Source organism: Nonomuraea sp. GTA35 (genome assembly GCF_041950525.1).
Classification (GTDB): domain Bacteria; phylum Actinomycetota; class Actinomycetes; order Streptosporangiales; family Streptosporangiaceae; genus Nonomuraea.
The window spans coordinates 930,644-948,192 of the sequence record NZ_JBGNUV010000003.1 but is presented as its reverse complement, the minus strand read 5'-3'; the positions used below and the strand labels follow the sequence as shown (position 1 = coordinate 948,192).

General features: G+C 70.7%; 16 protein-coding genes. 7 read left to right on the top strand and 9 right to left on the bottom strand.

The window, feature by feature from the left end; all coding sequences use genetic code 11:
• Positions 1 to 120 precede the first annotated feature (120 nt).
• On the bottom strand, positions 121 to 495 hold the full coding sequence (locus tag ACBJ32_RS17845; protein WP_185102311.1) for an FKBP-type peptidyl-prolyl cis-trans isomerase: 375 nt from the start codon (positions 493 to 495) through the stop codon (positions 121 to 123).
• Between the two features lie 79 nt (positions 496 to 574).
• Between ACBJ32_RS17845 and ACBJ32_RS17840 the strand changes: the two genes are divergently transcribed.
• Positions 575 to 1,330, top strand: a complete 756-nt coding sequence (locus ACBJ32_RS17840; RefSeq protein ID WP_357867383.1) for an SDR family oxidoreductase — start codon at positions 575 to 577, stop codon at positions 1,328 to 1,330.
• 176 nt (positions 1,331 to 1,506) lie between these two features.
• On the opposite strand, the gene ACBJ32_RS17835 is transcribed toward ACBJ32_RS17840, so the two are convergent.
• The gene (locus ACBJ32_RS17835; protein WP_375127670.1) at positions 1,507 to 2,946 is read right to left on the bottom strand and encodes a GuaB1 family IMP dehydrogenase-related protein; all 1,440 of its coding nucleotides are present in this window, start codon (positions 2,944 to 2,946) and stop codon (positions 1,507 to 1,509) included.
• Positions 2,947 to 3,042: 96 nt separating this feature from the next.
• On the opposite strand from ACBJ32_RS17835, the gene ACBJ32_RS17830 reads away from it, so the two are divergent.
• Positions 3,043 to 3,495 (top strand): effector binding domain-containing protein, encoded by a 453-nt coding sequence (locus ACBJ32_RS17830; RefSeq protein WP_357867388.1) that lies wholly within the window; start codon positions 3,043 to 3,045, stop codon positions 3,493 to 3,495.
• Here the strand turns inward: ACBJ32_RS17830 and ACBJ32_RS17825 are convergent.
• Positions 3,480 to 4,016, bottom strand: a complete 537-nt coding sequence (locus ACBJ32_RS17825; RefSeq protein ID WP_375127669.1) for a TetR/AcrR family transcriptional regulator — start codon at positions 4,014 to 4,016, stop codon at positions 3,480 to 3,482. The genes ACBJ32_RS17830 and ACBJ32_RS17825 overlap by 16 nt on opposite strands.
• Before the next feature lie 79 nt (positions 4,017 to 4,095).
• Here ACBJ32_RS17825 and ACBJ32_RS17820 point away from each other — a divergent pair, with 79 nt between their 5' ends.
• The gene (locus ACBJ32_RS17820) at positions 4,096 to 5,319 is read left to right on the top strand and encodes an FAD-dependent monooxygenase (RefSeq protein ID WP_375127668.1); all 1,224 of its coding nucleotides are present in this window, start codon (positions 4,096 to 4,098) and stop codon (positions 5,317 to 5,319) included.
• Here the strand turns inward: ACBJ32_RS17820 and ACBJ32_RS17815 are convergent.
• Together ACBJ32_RS17815 and ACBJ32_RS17810 are read right to left on the bottom strand one after the other, a co-directional pair.
• Positions 5,276 to 6,427: a cytochrome P450 gene (locus ACBJ32_RS17815; RefSeq protein WP_375127667.1), complete on the bottom strand. Its 1,152-nt coding sequence runs from the start codon at positions 6,425 to 6,427 to the stop codon at positions 5,276 to 5,278. The two genes, ACBJ32_RS17820 and ACBJ32_RS17815, sit on opposite strands and share 44 nt — an antisense overlap.
• Positions 6,424 to 7,545 (bottom strand): CaiB/BaiF CoA transferase family protein, encoded by a 1,122-nt coding sequence (locus ACBJ32_RS17810; RefSeq protein ID WP_375127666.1) that lies wholly within the window; start codon positions 7,543 to 7,545, stop codon positions 6,424 to 6,426. Before ACBJ32_RS17810 ends, ACBJ32_RS17815 begins: the two co-directional genes overlap by 4 nt.
• A gap of 139 nt (positions 7,546 to 7,684) precedes the next feature.
• On the opposite strand from ACBJ32_RS17810, the gene ACBJ32_RS17805 reads away from it, so the two are divergent.
• The 4 genes from ACBJ32_RS17805 to ACBJ32_RS17790 all read left to right on the top strand — a co-directional run bounded on the left by ACBJ32_RS17805 (position 7,685) and on the right by ACBJ32_RS17790 (position 12,951).
• Complete coding sequence (locus ACBJ32_RS17805) at positions 7,685 to 9,223, top strand: protein kinase (RefSeq protein WP_375127665.1); 1,539 nt, start codon at positions 7,685 to 7,687, stop codon at positions 9,221 to 9,223.
• Positions 9,220 to 10,203 carry an NAD(P)-dependent oxidoreductase gene (locus ACBJ32_RS17800; protein ID WP_375127664.1) on the top strand — a complete coding sequence of 328 codons (984 nt, stop codon included), beginning with the start codon at positions 9,220 to 9,222 and terminating at the stop codon, positions 10,201 to 10,203. The genes ACBJ32_RS17805 and ACBJ32_RS17800 overlap by 4 nt, the downstream gene beginning before the upstream one ends.
• Positions 10,204 to 10,333: 130 nt before the next feature.
• The gene (locus ACBJ32_RS17795; protein WP_357869612.1) at positions 10,334 to 11,683 is read left to right on the top strand and encodes an FAD-binding oxidoreductase; all 1,350 of its coding nucleotides are present in this window, start codon (positions 10,334 to 10,336) and stop codon (positions 11,681 to 11,683) included.
• 8 nt (positions 11,684 to 11,691) lie between these two features.
• Entirely contained in the window at positions 11,692 to 12,951 is a 1,260-nt protein-coding gene (locus ACBJ32_RS17790; RefSeq protein ID WP_357867408.1) for a class I SAM-dependent methyltransferase, read from the top strand.
• Positions 12,952 to 13,045: 94 nt separating this feature from the next.
• Here ACBJ32_RS17790 and ACBJ32_RS17785 read toward each other — a convergent pair whose 3' ends face one another.
• The 4 genes from ACBJ32_RS17785 to ACBJ32_RS17770 form a co-directional block, all read right to left on the bottom strand.
• Positions 13,046 to 13,210 carry a hypothetical protein gene (locus tag ACBJ32_RS17785; protein ID WP_357867411.1) on the bottom strand — a complete coding sequence of 55 codons (165 nt, stop codon included), beginning with the start codon at positions 13,208 to 13,210 and terminating at the stop codon, positions 13,046 to 13,048.
• Between the two features lie 169 nt (positions 13,211 to 13,379).
• Entirely contained in the window at positions 13,380 to 14,666 is a 1,287-nt protein-coding gene (locus ACBJ32_RS17780) for a PHB depolymerase family esterase (RefSeq protein WP_375127663.1), read from the bottom strand.
• Between the two features lie 150 nt (positions 14,667 to 14,816).
• Positions 14,817 to 15,761 carry a phosphotransferase enzyme family protein gene (locus ACBJ32_RS17775; RefSeq protein WP_375127662.1) on the bottom strand — a complete coding sequence of 315 codons (945 nt, stop codon included), beginning with the start codon at positions 15,759 to 15,761 and terminating at the stop codon, positions 14,817 to 14,819.
• Positions 15,762 to 15,985: 224 nt separating this feature from the next.
• A complete protein-coding gene (locus ACBJ32_RS17770; protein WP_375127661.1) occupies positions 15,986 to 17,521 on the bottom strand; it encodes a long-chain fatty acid--CoA ligase in 1,536 nt (511 codons plus the stop codon).
• Between the last annotated feature and the right edge of the window lie 28 nt (positions 17,522 to 17,549).

Here is a 17,549-nt window from a genome sequence, read left to right as displayed (position 1 = left end):
TCCGCCAGGTTGTGCCGTCGGCACGCCGGCGCCTCGCCGCGCCAGTCATGCCGACGGCACGCCGACGCTTCACCGCGCCAGGTCGTGACCAAGGCGCGACGGCGCCTCACCGTGCGGGTGTCAGCTCACGCCGAGCAGGTCCACCACGAAGATGAGCGTCTCGTTCGGCTTGATGCGCGGAGGCGCGCCGCGGGTGCCGTAGCCGAGGTGCGGCGGGATGACCAGCTTGCGCCGGCCGCCGACCTTCATGCCCGCGACGCCCTGGTCCCAGCCCCCGATGACGCGCCCGGCGCCCAGCGGGAACTCGAACGCGTCACCGCGGTTCCACGACGCGTCGAACTCCTCGCCGGTCGAGAACGACACGCCCACGTAGTGGACGCGCACGTTCTGGCCGGGCTTGGCCTCGGGGCCGTCGCCGACGGTCAGGTCCTCGATCTCGAGGTCCTTGGGCGGTTCGCCGCCCGGAAAATCGATCTCGGGCTTCTGGAGTGCCACGAAAGTGCTCCTGTTGACGGTTGTTCTCTGAAGAGAATGGACCCGACGACTCTATGCGCTCGGGATATCGTCAACGTTCATGGCCGCCCTTTCTCCCGACGCGTTCCTGCTCACCGGCCGCGTGGCCGTCGTCACCGGGGCGGCCAGGGGCATCGGCCTGGCGATCGCCGAGGCGTTCGCGGCGTTCGGCGCCCACGTCGCGGTCTGCGACCGCGACAAGCCGGAGGGCGAGCTGGCGATGACGCTCGACGTGCGCGACCACGTGGCGGTCGAGGTGTTCGCCCAGGCCGTACGCGAGCGATGGGGCCGCGTGGACGTGCTGGTCAACAACGCGGGCGGCACCTTCCACGCCGGGTTCGCCGACACCTCCCCGCGCGGCGAGCAGGTCCTCGTCGAGGAGAACTTCACGCAGGTCACCGGCATGATCCGGAGCCTGCTGCCGATGATGTCACCGGGCGCGTCGATCATCAACGTGACGTCGAGCGAGGCGCACCAGGCCGCGCCCGGTTTCGCCGTGTACGCGGCCATGAAGGCAGCCGTGGCGAGCCTGACGAAGTCGCTGGCGCTGGAGCTCGCCCCCAGCGGCATCAGGGTGAACGCCATCGCCCCCGACGCGATCCGGACCGAGGGCGAGGCGGGCGTGCGCGAGCGCATGCTGGCCCGCCCGCTGCCCTACGAGCCGGTACGCGTGCCGCCGCTCGGCCACCTGGGCGACCCCTGCGACGCCGCCGCGGCGGCCCTGTTCCTGGCCGGCGACCTGGCCAGGTTCGTGACGGGCACGACGCTGCACGTGGACGGCGGGATCAACGCCGCGGGCGGCTGGCGCAGGACGTGAGGCCGCGACTCCGACACCCCAGGGCCTGAACGCGGGACCTCGGCGGTCAGCGCCCTGGCCGGGCTCGGGGCCTTCGCGCGCGGCCATGGCGTCCGGCATGGCCTGCGCGCGGGACCTGCGCGCGGGACCTGCGCGCGGGACCTGCGCGCGGGCCATCGGTGCCGGACGCGGCGGGCTCACCAGCTCTGGTGCAGCGGCATGCCCTCCGCGTACCCGGACGAGCTCTGGATCCCCACGACCGCCTTGGCGTGGAACTCCTCCAGGTTCGACGCCCCGGCGTACGTGCACGACGACCGCAGCCCGGCCACGATGGCGTCGATCTGGTCCTCCACGCTGGGCCGCTTCGGATCGAGATACATCCTGGACGTCGAGATGCCCTCCTCGAACAGCGCCTTCCTGGCCCGCTCGAACGCGGAGTCCTCGGCGGTCCGCAGCCGCACGGCCCGCGCGGAGGCCATGCCGTAGTTCTCCTTGTACGCGCGCCCGTTCGCATCGATGTGGGTGTCCCCGGGCGACTCGTACGTGCCCGCGAACCACGACCCGATCATCACGTTCGACGCCCCGGCGGCCAGGGCCAGCGCCACGTCGCGCGGATGGCGCACGCCCCCGTCGGCCCACACGTGCCGCCCCAGGCGGCGGGCCTCGGCGGAGCACTCCAGCACGGCGGAGAACTGCGGCCGTCCGACGCCGGTCATCATCCGGGTGGTGCACATGGCGCCGGGGCCGACGCCGACCTTGAGGATGTCGGCACCGGCGTCCACCAGGTCGCGCACGCCGTCGGCGGTCACCACGTTGCCCGCCGCGACCGGCACGCCGGGGTCGAGGGCCGTGACGGCGCGCAGGGCGGAGACCATCTTCTCCTGGTGGCCGTGCGCGGTGTCCACGACCAGGCAGTCGATGCCGACCTCCAGCAGCTCCTTGGCCTTGGCGGCCACGTCGCCGTTCACGCCCACGGCGGCGGCGATGCGCAGCCTGCCCTCGGCGTCCACGGCCGGCTGGTAGAGGGTGGCGCGCAGGGCGCCCGTGCGGGTGAGGATGCCGACCAGCCGCCCGTCCCCGTCCACGATGGGCGCCAGGCGGTGGCGGCCCTCGTGCAGCCGGTCGAAGGCGGTGCGCGGGTCGAGCCCGGCGGGCAGCGTGAGCAGCTCGCTCGACATGACGTGGGAGAGCTGCGTGAACAGGTCGACGTCGCGGCAGTCGGCCTCGGTCACGACGCCGACGGGGCGGTTGTTCCAGTCGACCACGATGATCGCGCCGTGTGCCCGCTTGGGCAGCAGTTGCAGGGCCTCGCCGACGGTGTCGTGCGGGGTCAGGGTAAGGGGCGTGTCGTGGACGAGGTCGCGGTTCTTGACCCAGTCGACGACGTTCGCCACGACGTCGAGGGGGATGTCCTGAGGAATCACCGTGATGCCGCCGCGCCGCGCGACGGTCTCGGCCATGCGCTTTCCGGCGACGGCCGTCATGTTCGCCACGACGATCGGGATGGTGGTGCCCGTGCCGTCGTTCGTCGACAGATCGACTGCGAGCCGGGAACCGACCGCGGAACGCGACGGGACCATGAACACGTCGCTATAGGTCAGGTCGTAATGGGGCTCGAGGTCGTTGAGAAATCTCACGTTCATCCATCTTATGTGCTGACAGGTCACCAAGGCTTTTCCCCGTTTCGCGGGGCCTTATGATCGGCCGGGACACTTTTGGGGGAGGGAGGGTCTGTGAACGTCACCGAACGGGCCGAACTGGTAGTGGTCGGTTTCGCCGTACGCACCACCAACGCCGACGAAATGGATCCGGCGCGGGCCAAACTGCCCGCGTTGTGGCGGCGGGCCGGTGCGCCCGGGGCCTTCGCGCACGTGCCCGGCCGCGTCGACGAGAACCTGTACGCGGTGCTCACCGACTACGAGAGCGATCACCACGGGGCCTTCACGCAGATTGTCGGCACGGGTGTGCGCACGGTGCCGCGGCTGCCGGAGGGCATGGTGGCCGTGCGCGTGCCGGCCGGTCACGCGCTGAGGCTGGAGGCCCGCGGCCCGATGCCGCAGGCGCTGGTCGAGTCGTGGCAGGCGGTGTGGAAGCACACCGAGTCGGGCGGCACGCCACCGCGTGCCTTCACGACGGATCTGGAGGTGCACCACCCCGACGGGGTGGATCTCTACGTCGCCGTCTGACGGAATCCGAGCGCGACGGCCGCCGCCTCGACGGCCGTCGGCTTGACCTCCTCCAGCGGCAGGTGCGCGAACTCGACCGCGCAGTCCGACATGCCGCCCAGCGCCACCGTCGCGCGGATCTGCTGCTCCAGTGCGAGCTCCCGCCCCAGCAACCTGGCGACCAGCTCCCGCCGCCATGCGAACATGCGCGTGCCCAGGTCGAGGAAGCCGAGCGTGGACAGGTCGCGCACCATCATCACGATCACCTCGCGGTGCCGCCAGATCAGCTCGAAGTAGTCGCCGAGCAGCTCGCGGGGATCGCTTTCCTGGGCCCGCTCGCGCAGGAACCCCTCGATGTCCTCGACCAGCGGCTGCACGATGCTGCGCACCAGGTCCTCGCGTGAGGAGAAGTGGTAGTAGAGCGCGGGCTTGGTGATGCCCAGCCGGTCGGAGATCTGGCGCAGGCTGGTGTTCTGCACGCCCTGCTGCACGAACAGCTCGCGGGCCACCGCCTGGATGCGGGCCTTGGTGTCACTGGGCATGGATCCAAGGATAGTCCTTACCTTCCGTTAAGTAAGTCCGCGTGCTAGCGTGCTTACTTAACGGTAGGTAAGGAGGGTCATGAGGGTTCTCATCTCGGGGGCGAGCGTGGCGGGGCCGGCGCTCGCGTACTGGCTGGCCAGGTACGGCTTCACTGTCACCGTCGTCGAGCGGGCTCCGGCGCTGCGCAAGACGGGCGGCCACGCGATCGACCTGTTCAGGCCCGCGATGGACATCGTCGAGCGGATGGGGGTGCTGGAGCAGGTCCTGGCCAGGAAGACCGGCACGGAGCTCCTCACCGTGTACGGCGAGCACGGCGGACGCCCCGCCGAGGTGGAGATCAAGCGCGTCATGGGCGCCGTCTCCGACCGGCACGTCGAGATCATGCGCGACGACCTGAGCGAGATCTTCTACGAGGCGACCCGTCACGACGCCGAGTACGTCTTCGGCGACTCCATCACCTCGATCTCCGAGGACGGCGAGGTCACGTTCGAGCGCGGCGAGCCCGCCAGGTTCGACCTGGTGATCGGCGCCGACGGCCTGCACTCCAACGTGCGCCGCCTGGTCTTCGGCCCCGAGTCGCGCTTCACGACCTGGATCGGCGCCTACCTGGCGGTCGCCTCGGTGCCCAACCACCTGGGGCTCGACGGCCGCATGGAGGGCGTCACGGGGGTCGGCAGGCTGGCCGCGATGTACGGGGCGGCCCGGCTGCCCGACGCGCGGGCGCTGTTCCTGTTCAGGACGCCCGAACCGCTCGACTACCACCACAGGGACGTCGCCAGGCAGAAGGAACTGCTGCGCGAGCGATTCGCCGGCGTGGGCTGGCAGGTGCCCAGGCTGCTGGCGGAGCTGGAGCACACGCCGGCGTTCTACTTCGACTCGATCACCCAGCTCCGCCTCGACACCTGGTCACGCGGCCGGGTGACGCTCGTCGGCGACGCGGGCTACTGCCCCGGCCCGGCGGTCGGGGGCAGCACGAGCCTGGCGGTCGTGGGGGCGTACGTGCTGGCGGGAGAGCTGGCCGCGCACGGCGGCGACCACACGCGGGCCTACCCGGCCTACGAGGCCGAGATCGGCGAGTACGTGCGCCGCAGCCGCACGTTCGCCATCAACGCGGCCAAGCGGATCGTGCCGGGCAGCCGGTTCGACCTGTGGGCGCTCCTGCAGGGAGTGCGGCTGGTCAACCGCCTGCCCGTCGCCCTGACCAGGGCCGCGGTCAAGCTCGGCAGCAAGGGCGTGCGCCTGCATGACTCGGTCGCGCTCAAGGGCTACGCAGCACCACGGGAAACGACGTCACACCCCTGACGAAGGCGTTGGGCAGGATGCGCGGTCCGTCGGCGTCGGCCCACTCGGCCGACTCCACCCGGTCCAGCCACTCCTCGAAGAAGATCCGCAGCTCCAGCCTGGCCAGCGCCGCGCCCAGGCAGAAGTGCGTGCCCAGGCCGAACGCGATGTGCCCGCCCGGCTTCCTGGTCACGTCGAAGGCGTCCGGAGCGTCGAACACCGCGGGGTCCCTGTTGGCCGACCCGTACATGAGCAGCACCTGCTGCCCCTGGCCGATCTCCTGCCCGTGCAGGGTGGTGTCGCGGGTGGCGGCCCGGCACATGTTCAGGACCGGCGTGGTCCACCGGATGAACTCCTCCACCGCCCCCTCCATCAGGCCCCGGTCGGCGCGCAGCAGGCGCCACTGGTCCGGATGGCGGATCAGCGCGTCGATGGTGGTGGCGATGACCGTCCTGGTGGTCTCGGCGCCGCCGTCGAGCAGCAGCAGCGCGTCGTTGGCCAGGCACTCGTCGTCGTAGCCCGGCGTGGCGCACCACAGGGACAGCAGGTCGTCGCGCGGCTGGGCGCGCCGCTGCGCGGCCAGCTCCAGCACGGCCTGGCCGTACTCGCCGGCGGCCACGGCGGCCTCGTGCGTGACGTAGCGCAGGCCGCCGCCGGCCACGATCGTGGTCTCCGACCAGTGCTTGAGCCGGGGCCAGTCCTCGTCGGGGAAGCCGATCAGCCATCCGATCATGCGGGCGGGCAGCGGCGCGGCCAGCTCGCTCACCGCGTCGACCGTGCCCCGCTCCAGCGCCCGGGTGATGAGCTCGACGACGACCTCGCGGACCCGGGCGGCGTAGCGGGCGTGCACGTGGCGGGGGGTGAAGCGGCGGTAGACGAGGCGGCGGCGCTCGGCGTGCTCGGGGTCGTCCAGACCGATCATGGACGGCTCCGAGGGGAGCTGGGGGCGGTAGCCGACGGTGCTGGTCCACAGGCGGGGATCGCGCTCGATGGCCGAGATGTCGGCGTGGCGGGAGACGCCCCACAAGCCGTTGGGCTCGTCGCGGTAGACGGGCGCGTGCTCGCGGAGCCAGGCGTAGACGGGGGAGGGATCGCCGGCGTACAGGTCGCCGTCGAGTAAGTCGATCATGCGAGTACCCCTTGGCTGCGTAGCTTGTCCGCCTCCTCCTGGGACAGGCCCCATCCGGACAGGTCGGCCAGGCGGGTGGCGGGGGAGAGGTCCTGCGCCGGCACGCCGAGCAGGCGTGGCGCGGGCGCGGGGTGGGTGACGCCGCCCACCTGGACGAAGGAGCCGCGGGCGGCGTTGTGCGGGTGGGCGGGCGCCTCGGCCATCGACAACACGGGCGAGACGCAGGCGTCGGAGCCGTCGAAGAGCGCCTCCCACTCGGCGCGCGTCCTCTTCCTGAACTCCTCGGCCAGGCGGGCCTTGAGCGCGGGCCACTGGGCCCGGTCGTTCCTGTCGGGCAGGTCGGTCAGGCCCATGAGGGTGACCATGGCCTCCCAGAACTGCGGCTCCAGCGAGCCCACGGCCACGTGCTTCCCGTCGGCCGTCTCGTACGTGTCGTACTGCGGGGCGCCGGTGTCGAGCAGGTTCGTGCCGTGCGGCCCCCAGTGCCCGCTCTGGACCGCCTGGTAGAACATCGAGAACAGGATGGCCGCGCCGTCCACCATGGCGGCGTCGATCACCCGTCCCAGGCCGGTGCGCTCCCGCTCGAACAGGGCCAGCAGCACCCCGTACGCGAGCATGAGCCCGCCGCCGGCGAAGTCGCCCAGGATGTTGATCGGCGGCGTCGGCTTGTCCCCCTCGCGGCCCAGCATCGACAGCACGCCCGACACGGCGATGTAGTCGATGTCGTGCCCGGCGGTCGGGGCCAGCGGCCCGTCCTGCCCCCATCCGGTCATCCGGCCGTAGACGAGCCGCTCGTTGATCGCGTGCAGCTCGTCGGGCCCGATGCCGAGCCGCTCGGCCACCCCCGGGCGGAACACCTCGATCACCACGTCGGCGTGCCGGACGAGCTCCTTGAACGCCGCCACCCCCTCGGGCGCCTTCAGATCCAGCCCGATCGTGTGCTTGCCGCGGTCCATGACGTCGGCGCGCGGGCGGTCGGAAACCGCCTTGACCCGGTCGATACGCAGGACTTCCGCCCCGTGATCGGCTAGCATCATCCCCGCGAACGGCCCAGGGGCGAGCCCGGCGAGCTCCAGCACTCGCACCCCGGACAGCGGACCTCGGCGAAGCTCAGGCATCGACCCCTCCTTGCTGTGGACCCTGCCCCAGTAGAACAACATTCGGTGAACTGGTGCAAGCGGCCTTTCCGACCTTCCGGCGAAGATCTGGGAGGTATGGGAAACTTGCCCACTGTCGGGTGGTCAACAGGGGTAGGAAATGGTTTCGCATAGCAACCGGCTCATCGCAGGGCGCTACCAGTTACTGCGCGAACTGGGCCGCGGGGGGATGGGCGTGGTCTGGGAAGGCCACGACACTTTGCTGAACCGGCAGGTGGCCATCAAGGAGGTGCTGCTGCCGGACACGATGTCGCCTGGCGACCAGGAGCGCCAGCTGTTGAGGACTGCCCGCGAGGCGCGTACCGCGGCCAAGCTCAACCATCCCTCGGTCGTCGCCGTGTACGACGTGATCGAGGAGGACGGCCGGCCGTGGATCGTGATGGAGCTGGTCAGCCATCCGACGGTCGAGCAGGTGGTGCTCACCACGGGCGCGCTCCCGGTGCGGGAAGCGGCCGACCTGGGCAGGCAGGTGCTGTCCGCGCTGCGGACCGCCCACGCGGCGGGCATCCTGCACCGCGACGTCAAGCCGAGCAACATCCTGCTGTCCGAGGACGGCCGGGCCGTGCTGATGGACTTCGGCATCGCCACCGTCGAGGGTGACGCCTCGCTGACCAGGACCGGCATGGTGACCGGGTCGCCGAGCTTCCTGGCGCCGGAGCGGGTCCGCGCCGAGAACGCGGGGCCCGAATCCGACCTGTGGTCGCTGGGCGCCACCCTGTACGCGTGCATGGTCGGCCGCTCGCCGTTCGAGCGCGGCGATCCCATGGCCACGCTCAACGCGCTGCTCACCGAGGAGCCCGACTACCGCAGGATCCCGCCGATCATGCATCCGGTCCTGAAGGGGCTGCTCCGGAAGGAGCCCCAGGACCGCGTGGACGCCGAGGAGGCCGACCGGCTGCTCGCGGACATCATCGCCGCCAGGCCCCCGGCCCAGGACCTCGACGTCCCGGAGAAGAAGAAGGGGCAGGGCCCGGGCAGGGCGCTGCTCGCGGCCGCCGCGACGGTGGTGCTGGTGCTCACGGGCGGCGCGATCGCCTACTTCAGGACCGCCTCACCGGCCGAGGGGGCGCCGCGCGCCACCACCCAGCCGGCCGCCGCGACCCAGCCGATCTCGCCCAGCGCGGCGCCGACGCCGAGCACGACGTCCTCGGCCACGCCGTCGCCCAGCGCGACCAGGGCCGTGCCCGCGGTGCGGGCGTGGAAGTCGCGGGACGGCTGGTCGATCATGCGGCCCATCGGCTGGCGCGGCGCGCTCGGCGAGGCGTACACCGAGTGGACCCGCCGGGACGGCAACGCCCACCTCGGCGTCGAGGCCGTCTACGCCAACCTCGACCCGAACCAGATCATCCGCGACGGGCAGGAGACGCTGCGGCAGAACGCGCAGAGCGTGGTCAACCGCGGCCGCAGGACGGTCACGCACCAGGGCGCCAAGGCCGTGCAGTGGGAGTTCTCCTGGACGGCGGGCGAGGTGAACGACGCCCGCTGGGTCCGGCCGGGCACCCGCTACCACGAGGTCCGCCGGGCCGTGGCGATCGGTGACACCGCTTACGTGCTGTCGTGGACCGTCACCGAGGAGCAGTGGCAGCGCAACAGGGCACTGATGCGGCAGGTGATCAACAGCTTTACTGTGGGGGGATGAGCCCCTGGAACCTGCTCGCCCTCCCGCCGCTCCCCGAGCCGGCCATGCGCCGCCTGCTCGCCCCGCTCGGCGACCGGGTGACGCTGCGCGTGCCGGCGTCCCGCGACAGGGACGCGCTGCTGGCGGCGCTGCCCGGCGCGGAGATCGTGCTCGGCGACTGGACGGGCACGCTCGTCATGGACGCCCAGGCGGTGGCGGCGGCGCCCGGGCTGGCGTTCGTCCAGCAGCCGTCGGTGGGCGTGGACGGTCACGACCTGGCCGCCCTGGCCGCGGCCGGGGTGCCGCTGGCCAACACGCCCGGCGTCAGCGCCGGCGCCGTCTCGGAGTGGTGCCTGGCCGCCACGCTGGCCCTGTCGCGCAAGCTGGCCGCGGCCGACGCGGCCGTCCGCGCCGGCGAGTGGCCCCAGCAGGGCCTGCTCCCGCACGAGCTGGGCGGCCGCCGCGCCGGCGTGATCGGCTACGGCCCGATCGGCGCCATGTGCGCGCGGCTGTTCCGCGCGCTCGGCTGCGAGGTGACCTACTGGACCCGCACGCCCCGCGAGGACCCCGGCTACCAGGACCTCGACGCGCTCGTGTCCGGCAGCGACGTGGTGATCGTCGTGATCGCGCTGTCGGACGAGACCCGCGGCCTGGTCGACCCGCGCCGCATGAAGCAGGGTGCCCTGCTCGTCAACGCGGCCAGAGGAGGCGTGGTCGACCAGGGGGCGCTCGTCGAGGCGCTGCGCGCCGGCCACCTCGGCGGCGCCGCGCTGGACGTCTTCGACGTCGAGCCGCTCCCGGCCGGCGACCTGCTGCGCGACCTGCCGAACGTGCTGCTCTCCCCGCACGTCGCGGGCGTCACGCCGGAGTCGACCGGACGCCTGGTCACCGCGGTCCTCGACAACCTCGCCGCCGCCGTCGAGGGCCGCGCGGTGGAGGGGGTGGTGAACGGCATATCGCCCGTGATCTCCAGGAAGTTTACCGAATCGCCTATCGCATAGGGGATTCACCTGGCACGATGAACAGTTTTCGTGTCTTTAACGACCCCGGTCTGTTCGAGGTCGCCCGTGGGAGATACGGTTTCACGGACGATCTCTACCAGCTCAAGGGGGTGCTTTCGTGACGACGACGATGTCGACACACCGGCGGGCAGTAGAGCAGATCAGGCAGTCGTACGCCGAGATTCCCGGCGACGCCGCGCCCCGGCTGGCCAAGGCCACGTCCAACCTGTTCAGGTTCCGCGACGGCGGCAGGACGGCCAAGCTCTCGGCCAGGGATCTCGACGAGGTCATCAGCGTCGATCCCGAGACCATGACCGCCGAGGTCCAGGGCATGACGACGTACGAGCACCTGGTCGACGCCACGCTGCCGTACGGGCTCATGCCGTACGTGGTGCCGCAGCTCAAGACGATCACGCTGGGCGGCGCCGTGACCGGGCTCGGCATCGAGTCCACCAGCTTCAGGGACGGGCTGCCGCACGAGTCGGTCGAGGAGCTGGAGATCCTCACCGGCGACGGGCGCGTCGTGGTGGCCCGCGACGACAACGAGCACCGGGACCTGTTCCGCGCCTTCCCCAACTCCTACGGCACGCTCGGCTACGCGTTGCGCATCAAGATCAAGCTGCGCAAGGTGCAGCCGTACGTGCACCTGACCCACGTCAAGTTCACCGACGCGGGCAAGTGCATGCTGGCCATGCAGGAGATCTGCGACAGCATGGTCTACGACGGCGAGCGCGTCGACTTCGTGGACGGCGTGTTCTTCGAACCCGGGGAGATGTACCTCACGCTGGGCCGCTTCGCCGAGCGCGCGCCCTACATCTCCGACTACACGGGGATGCGGATCTACTACCAGTCGATCAGGCAGCGCAGCCGCGACTGGCTGACGGTCCGCGACTACCTGTGGCGCTGGGACACCGACTGGTTCTGGTGCTCGCGCGCCTTCGGGGTGCAGCAGCCGGTCGTCCGCTCGCTCATGCCGCGCCGCTGGATGCGCTCCGACGTCTACCGGCGCCTGGTGGCGCTCGACCGCAAGCACGGCCTGACGGCCCGCCTCGACAGGTGGCGCGGCCAGCCCGTGAGCGAGTCGGTCATCCAGGACGTCGAGACGCCGGTCGAGCGCGGCGCGGAGTTCCTGGAGTTCTTCCACGACAAGGTGGGCATGACACCGGTGTGGATGTGTCCGCTGCGGGCGAGCTCTCGCTGGCCGATCTACCCGCTCGAGCCGGGCAAGCTCTACGTCAACTTCGGTTTCTGGGGAATGGTGCCACTGCCACGGGGGCAGTTCGACGGTTACTACAACCGGCTCATCGAGGGAGCGGTGCACGACCTCGATGGGCACAAGTCGCTCTACTCGACCTCGTTCTACGCCCGTGATCAGTTCTGGCAGCTGTACAACGGCGATGCCTATTGGCCGGTCAAGCGGGAATACGACCCGAATGGGCGCCTGCTGGACCTGTACGAAAAGTGTGTACGGGGAAGGTGAGCAAGTAGATGGCTCTCGCATCCATCTTTGAGAAGATCGTCGGATCGAACGCGAACATCTCGTTCATGGCGTACGACGGCAGCAAGGCGGGGCCGGACGGCGCCGACCTGGCCATCGAGGTGAAATCCCCGATCGCCGTGGCCTACCTGGCCCAGGCGCCGGGGGAGCTGGGGCTGGCCAGGGCCTACATCTCCGGCCACATCGACGTCCACGGCGACATGTACACGCTGCTGGACCGGATGTGGAACATCACCACCAACGACCTGACCACGTCCGAGAAGATCGACGCCGTGCGCGCCCTGGGCGTCAAGCCGCTCCTCATGCGCGTGCCGCCGCCGCCGCAGGAGATACGCCAGAGCGCGCTGGCCAGGCTCGGCTCCCGCCACGCCAAGCAGCGCGACGCCGAGGCCATCCACCACCACTACGACGTCTCCAACCGGTTCTACGAGTGGGTGCTCGGCCCGTCCATGGCCTACACGTGCGCCTGCTTCCCGACGGAGGACTCGACGCTGGAGGAGGCGCAGTACGCCAAGTTCGACCTGGTGGCGCGCAAGCTGGGCCTCAAGCCCGGCATGCGCCTGCTCGACGTCGGCTGTGGCTGGGGCAGTATGGTCATGCACGCCGCCAGGGAGTACGGCGTCAAGGCGCTCGGCGTCACGCTCAGCCGCCAGCAGGCCGAGTACGCCCAGAAGGCGATCGCCGACGCCGGCCTGCAGGACCTGGCCGAGGTCCGCTTCATGGACTACCGCGACGTCCAGGAGTCCGGCTTCGACGCCGTCAGCTCCATCGGCCTGACCGAGCACATCGGCAAGGCGAACGTGCCGTCCTACTTCGAGTTCCTGTACGGCAAGCTCAAGCCGGGCGGCCGCATCCTCAACCACTGCATCACCCGGCCGACCGGCAAGGAGAAGACGTTCAACAAGGGCGGCTTCATCAACCGCTACGTCTTCCCCGACGGCGAGCTGGAGTCGGTGGGCTGGCTGATCAGGCAGATGGAGGACCTCGGCTTCGAGATCCGCCACGAGGAGAACCTGCGCGAGCACTACGCCAAGACGCTGCGCCACTGGTGCGACAACCTGGACGCCAACTGGGAGGACGCGGTCCAGGAGGTCGGCATGGGCACGGCCCGGGTGTGGGCCCTGTACATGGCCGGCTGCATCGTGGGCTTCGAACGCAACAAGGTCCAGCTCCACCAGGTGCTCGGCGTGAAGCTGGACCAGAACGGCCGCTCCGGCGTGCCCCTACGCCCGGCCCGCGACTGGCCCTGACGCCGCCCGCGTGCGGGGTGGGCCGCCGGCACCCACCCCTCGCGCGCCGTCGCGTGAAACGAGACGGAGCTTGCGGCTGACGCAAGCTCCGTCTCTACCCCGCCGACCCGGACAAGGACTGCGCCTGCTCGGCCGGCGTGCGGCACTGCCGGTCCTTCGCGTGCCGGCCCCTGCTCGGGCGATGCTCGTCCCCGCCGGAATCCTCCTGGGACTCCTGCGCCTGCTCCTTGGGGTTGTGGGGCTTCGCGTGCCTGCCCACGTGTGCTCTCCTTCCCCTCTCCGACTGCTTAAAGTGACCGTATGGCTACAGTCGGCGTCGGGGCAAGCGCGTAAGCGGTAAAGGTGAAGCACTTTCCAGGGCGGGCGGGCCCCGGCCGACCGGCTCGCGGCCCCGCAATAACCGCTGGTCCGATCGGCCGGGGAGAATCTCAGACGGTGCAGGCCGTGCCGTTCAGGGTGAAGGCGGGCGGCTTGCCGGTGTTGCCGCCGTGCGTGGCCTGGAAGCCGAACGAGGCCGACGCGCCCGGGGCGATGGTGGCGTTGTAGCCGACGTTCCTGGCCGTCACCTGGCCGCTGCTGGGGGAGAGCGAGGCGTTCCAGGCAGAGGTGACGCTCTGGCCGGCCGGCAGGGTGAAGGCCAGGCTCCAGGAGGAGAGCTGGGTCGTGCTCGTGTTCGCGATCGTGATCGCGGCCGTGAAGCCGGTGTTCCAGGTGTTCATCGTGTACGTGACCTTGCAGTCCCCGGCCGGCGGCGTGACCGTGGGAGTGATGGTGGGGGTCGGCTCGGTGCCGCCGTCGGAGAGGCCGAAGAAGTCGATCACCATGGCCGCCATCCCGCCCTGCGGCAGGCTGTGGCCCACGCCCTGCAGGCTGATCGCCTCGACCGGCGCCTTCGTGCCGGTGCCGCCGTAGCGGGTCCTGGTCCAGCCGGAGCGGGGCTGGTCGGTGAGGCTGGGCGTCTGGCTCAGGCCGTGGACGTTGGTCCACTGCTTGATCTGCTCCTGGAAGTTGGGGTAGCGCAGCGTGGAGTCCTCGGTGCCGTGCCAGATCTGCATGCGCGGGCGCGGCCCGCTGTAGCCGGGGTAGGCCGCCCGTACCTGGTCGCCCCACTGCTGCGCGGTCTTGACGAGCTGGCCGTTGGCGCAGGTGCTGTTCCAGCTCGAGCCGTCGGTGGTGGCGAAGCAGCCGAACGGCACGCCCATGAACGACGCCCCCGCCTTGAACACGTCCGGGTACGCGCCGATCAGCACGTTGGTCATCATGCCGCCGGAGGAGGCGCCGGTCACGTACGTGCGCTCGGGGTCGGCGTTGTGGCGCTGCTGCACGTACCTGACCATGGAGACGATGCCCACGGGGTCGCTGCCGCCGTTGTGCGTGAGCGCCTGCGGCGAGGAGACGTCGAAGCAGGACCCGCTCCTGGTCGCCGACGGGTAGACGACGATGAACTTGTGCCGGTCGGCCAGCGAGGCGAACTCGGTGCCCGAGTGGAAGGCCGGGCCGGAGCCGGTGCAGTAGTGCACGGCCACGAGCAGGGCGGGCCTGGCGCCGACGCCGTCGGGGACGTACAGGTGCATGCGCAGGTTCGTGGGGTTCGTGCCGAAGCCGGTCACCTCGGTGAGCTGGGCGGACGCGGCCGGGGGTGCGGTGATCAGGGCGGCCGCCACGAGGGCCGCGGCGGCGATGATGACGCTTGCTCTGCGAGCTCTCAGCTTCATCGAGTTCCTCTCGCTGGGCAGCCGAAATATTGCGAGTGTCCACAGAAATTTCGGTGTGACAATATGCCTGGTGCGAGCGGACGCGACGGCAGGGCGATGAGCTGCGAAGAGATCCAGTGGAAGCGTCGAGATGGATGAAACTTTCGGCGGTTATCGCGCCAGTTGCGCCAGCGTGCCGGTGAGCGCGTCCCACGACTGCTCGGCGTCCGCCGTGCGCCCGTGCGGCGAGCGGAACCACTCCACGAACTCCGCCACGTCGTTCAGCGCCCACCGCAGCCGGTACAGCCCCAGCAGCTCGTGGTCCACCGCCCGCCCCGTCGCCTTCGTGTACCGGGCCAGGTCCTCCTCGTCCCTGGCCACCAGCCACAGATCCCGCTCCGGCACGGCCATCCCCACCGTGTCCCAGTCGATCAGCAACCTGCGCTCGCCCGCGCGCAGGAGGTTGCCCGGGTGCGGCTCCCCGTGCGTGAGCACCGGCTCGCCCGGCCTGCCCGCCAGGCGGTCGAACTCCGCCAGCCGGCGCCGCAACATCCCCGCGTGGCGGCCGATCAGGTCCTGGGCGGGCTCGGAGTAGGGACCGCCGAGCCAGGGCAGGGTCGTGTCGCCGAGCGCCTGCTCCAGCCCCGCCCTGCCGGTCAGCGCCACCGGGCGGTCCGGGGTGGACAGCGGCGGCGGGGTGGTGTGCAGCTCGGCCAGCAGGTCGATGACGCGGCCACGCTCGGCGGGCGACAGCTCGTCGCCGAAGTCGCCACCCGTGCCCTGCTCGTACGGGAACACGCTCATGGCGTACCGGTGGCCGTCGAGACGGCGCAGCGTGCTGCCGTCGGCGGCGCGCAACGGGGCGACGACGAAGCCCAGGCCCGCCTCATCGCGCAGCGCCGCCGCCGTCTCCATGGCCAGCCGCAGCTCGTCGTACGTCTGCCGCCGCACGTCCGCCACCGTCACGAACCAGCGCCGCCCTCCGCCGCCGGTCGCGATCCAGTGGAAGTCGCCGAAACCGACCGGCGCGTAGTCCAGCGTGGCCGCCTCGATCCCCCACCCGTTCAGCGCGGGGCGCAGCAGCTCCTCGTCGAAGTCGTCCGGTCGATCACGCATACGCGGCAAACTACCCGCCCGCGCCGGGGCGCCGCACCTCGACAAGCAGCGCGATGGCGGCGACGACGTCGCTCACGACGTGGTCGGACGCGCCCGGTAGGCGTGCCACAGCTCCTCGGCGGGCTCGGGCAGCGCGAACCGGTCGCGTACGCGGGCGAAGAAGGCGTCCATCGGGAAAAGCGAGAGGCGCGGACGAGTGCGCCCGCGCCTCGACGAAGATCAGGTTACCGGAGCTCGCGCTTGAGGATCTTGCCTGTGGCCGTCATCGGCAGGGAGTCGCGGAACTCGACGATCCTCGGGTACTTGTAGGCCGCCAGGTTCTCCTTGGCCCACGCGACCAGCTCGTCCTCGGTGATCGTGGCGCCGGGCGTGCGGATGACGTACGCCTTGACCTCCTCGCCGTGCGAGTCGTGCGGGACGCCGACGACGGCGGCCAGCGACACGGCCTCGTGCGTCATGAGGACCTCTTCGACCTCGCGCGGGTAGACGTTGAACCCGCCCCGGATGACCATGTCCTTGGCCCGGTCGATGATGGCGTAGTAACCGTCGGCGTCCCGCGTGGCGATGTCGCCCGTGCGGAACCAGCCGTCCTTCATCACCTCGGCCGTGGCCTCAGGCCGGCCGTAGTAGCCCTTCATGACGTTGTGGCCGCGGATGGCGATCTCGCCGGGCCCCTCGCCCTCGATCGTCTTCCAGTCGCCGTCGACCAGCTTCATCTCCACGCCCCAGATGGGGGTGCCGATCGTGCCGGGCTTGGCGGGCTTGCCGAGCTGGTTGAAGCAGGCCACCGGCGAGGTCTCCGAGAGCCCGTAGCCCTCCAGGATGCCGATGCCGAACGTCTCCTCGAAGTCCCTGAGCACCTCGACCGGCGAGGACGCGCCGCCGGCGACGGCCACCTTCAGCGAGCGCGGCACCTCGGCGCCCTCGCTGTGGATCTTCGTGAGCAGGGCCCAGTACATGGTGGGCACGCCCGCGAAGTACGTGACCCCCTCCTTCGCCATGAGCGCGAGCGCCTCGCCCGGCTCGAAGCGCGGCATCAGCACGACAGTGGAGCCGCGCAGGAAGCCGGTGTTCATGACGGTCGTCTGGCCGAAGGAGTGGAACAGCGGCAGCACCGCCAGGTACGTGTCGCCGCCCTCGGTGCGGGGGAACATGCGGTCGCTGATGATGGCGTTCATCAGCATGTTCTGGTGGGTGAGCTCGGCGCCCTTGGGCTGGCCGGTGGTGCCCGAGGTGTAGAGGATCACCGCGGTGTCGTCGGGCGCGGTCTGCACGGTCTCGAACTCGCCCGCCATCCCGCCGAGCGCCGCCCAGAACGACTCGCCGTACTCCGACTCGGTCGCCAGCGGCGTGGCGGGCAGCACGAAGAAGTGCTCGCAGCCCTCGGCGGCCTCGAAGCCGGCCTTGCCGCGCTCGCCCAGCGGCAGCTCCGGCGTGCCCTCGAAGCAGAACAGCGCCTTGGCGTCGCTGTCGTCGAGGTGGTAGGCGATCTCACGCGGCTGGAGGAGGACGTTGAGCGGCACCACCGTCGCGCCGGCCTTCAGGATGCCGTAGTAGACGAACGGGAAATACGGCAGGTTCGGGCAGGCCAGTGCGACCTTGTCGCCCTTGCCGATGCCGCGTGTCACCAACAGGTTCGCGACCTGGTTCGCTACGGTGTCGATCATGGAGAACGGCAGCCGCATGTCGCCGAAGACGATCGCGGTGCCATCCGGGGTGTTCCTGGCGCTGTCCTCCAGGACGATCGACAGGTTGAGCATGACGCCTTCCTCCCTCTAGAACGGCTTC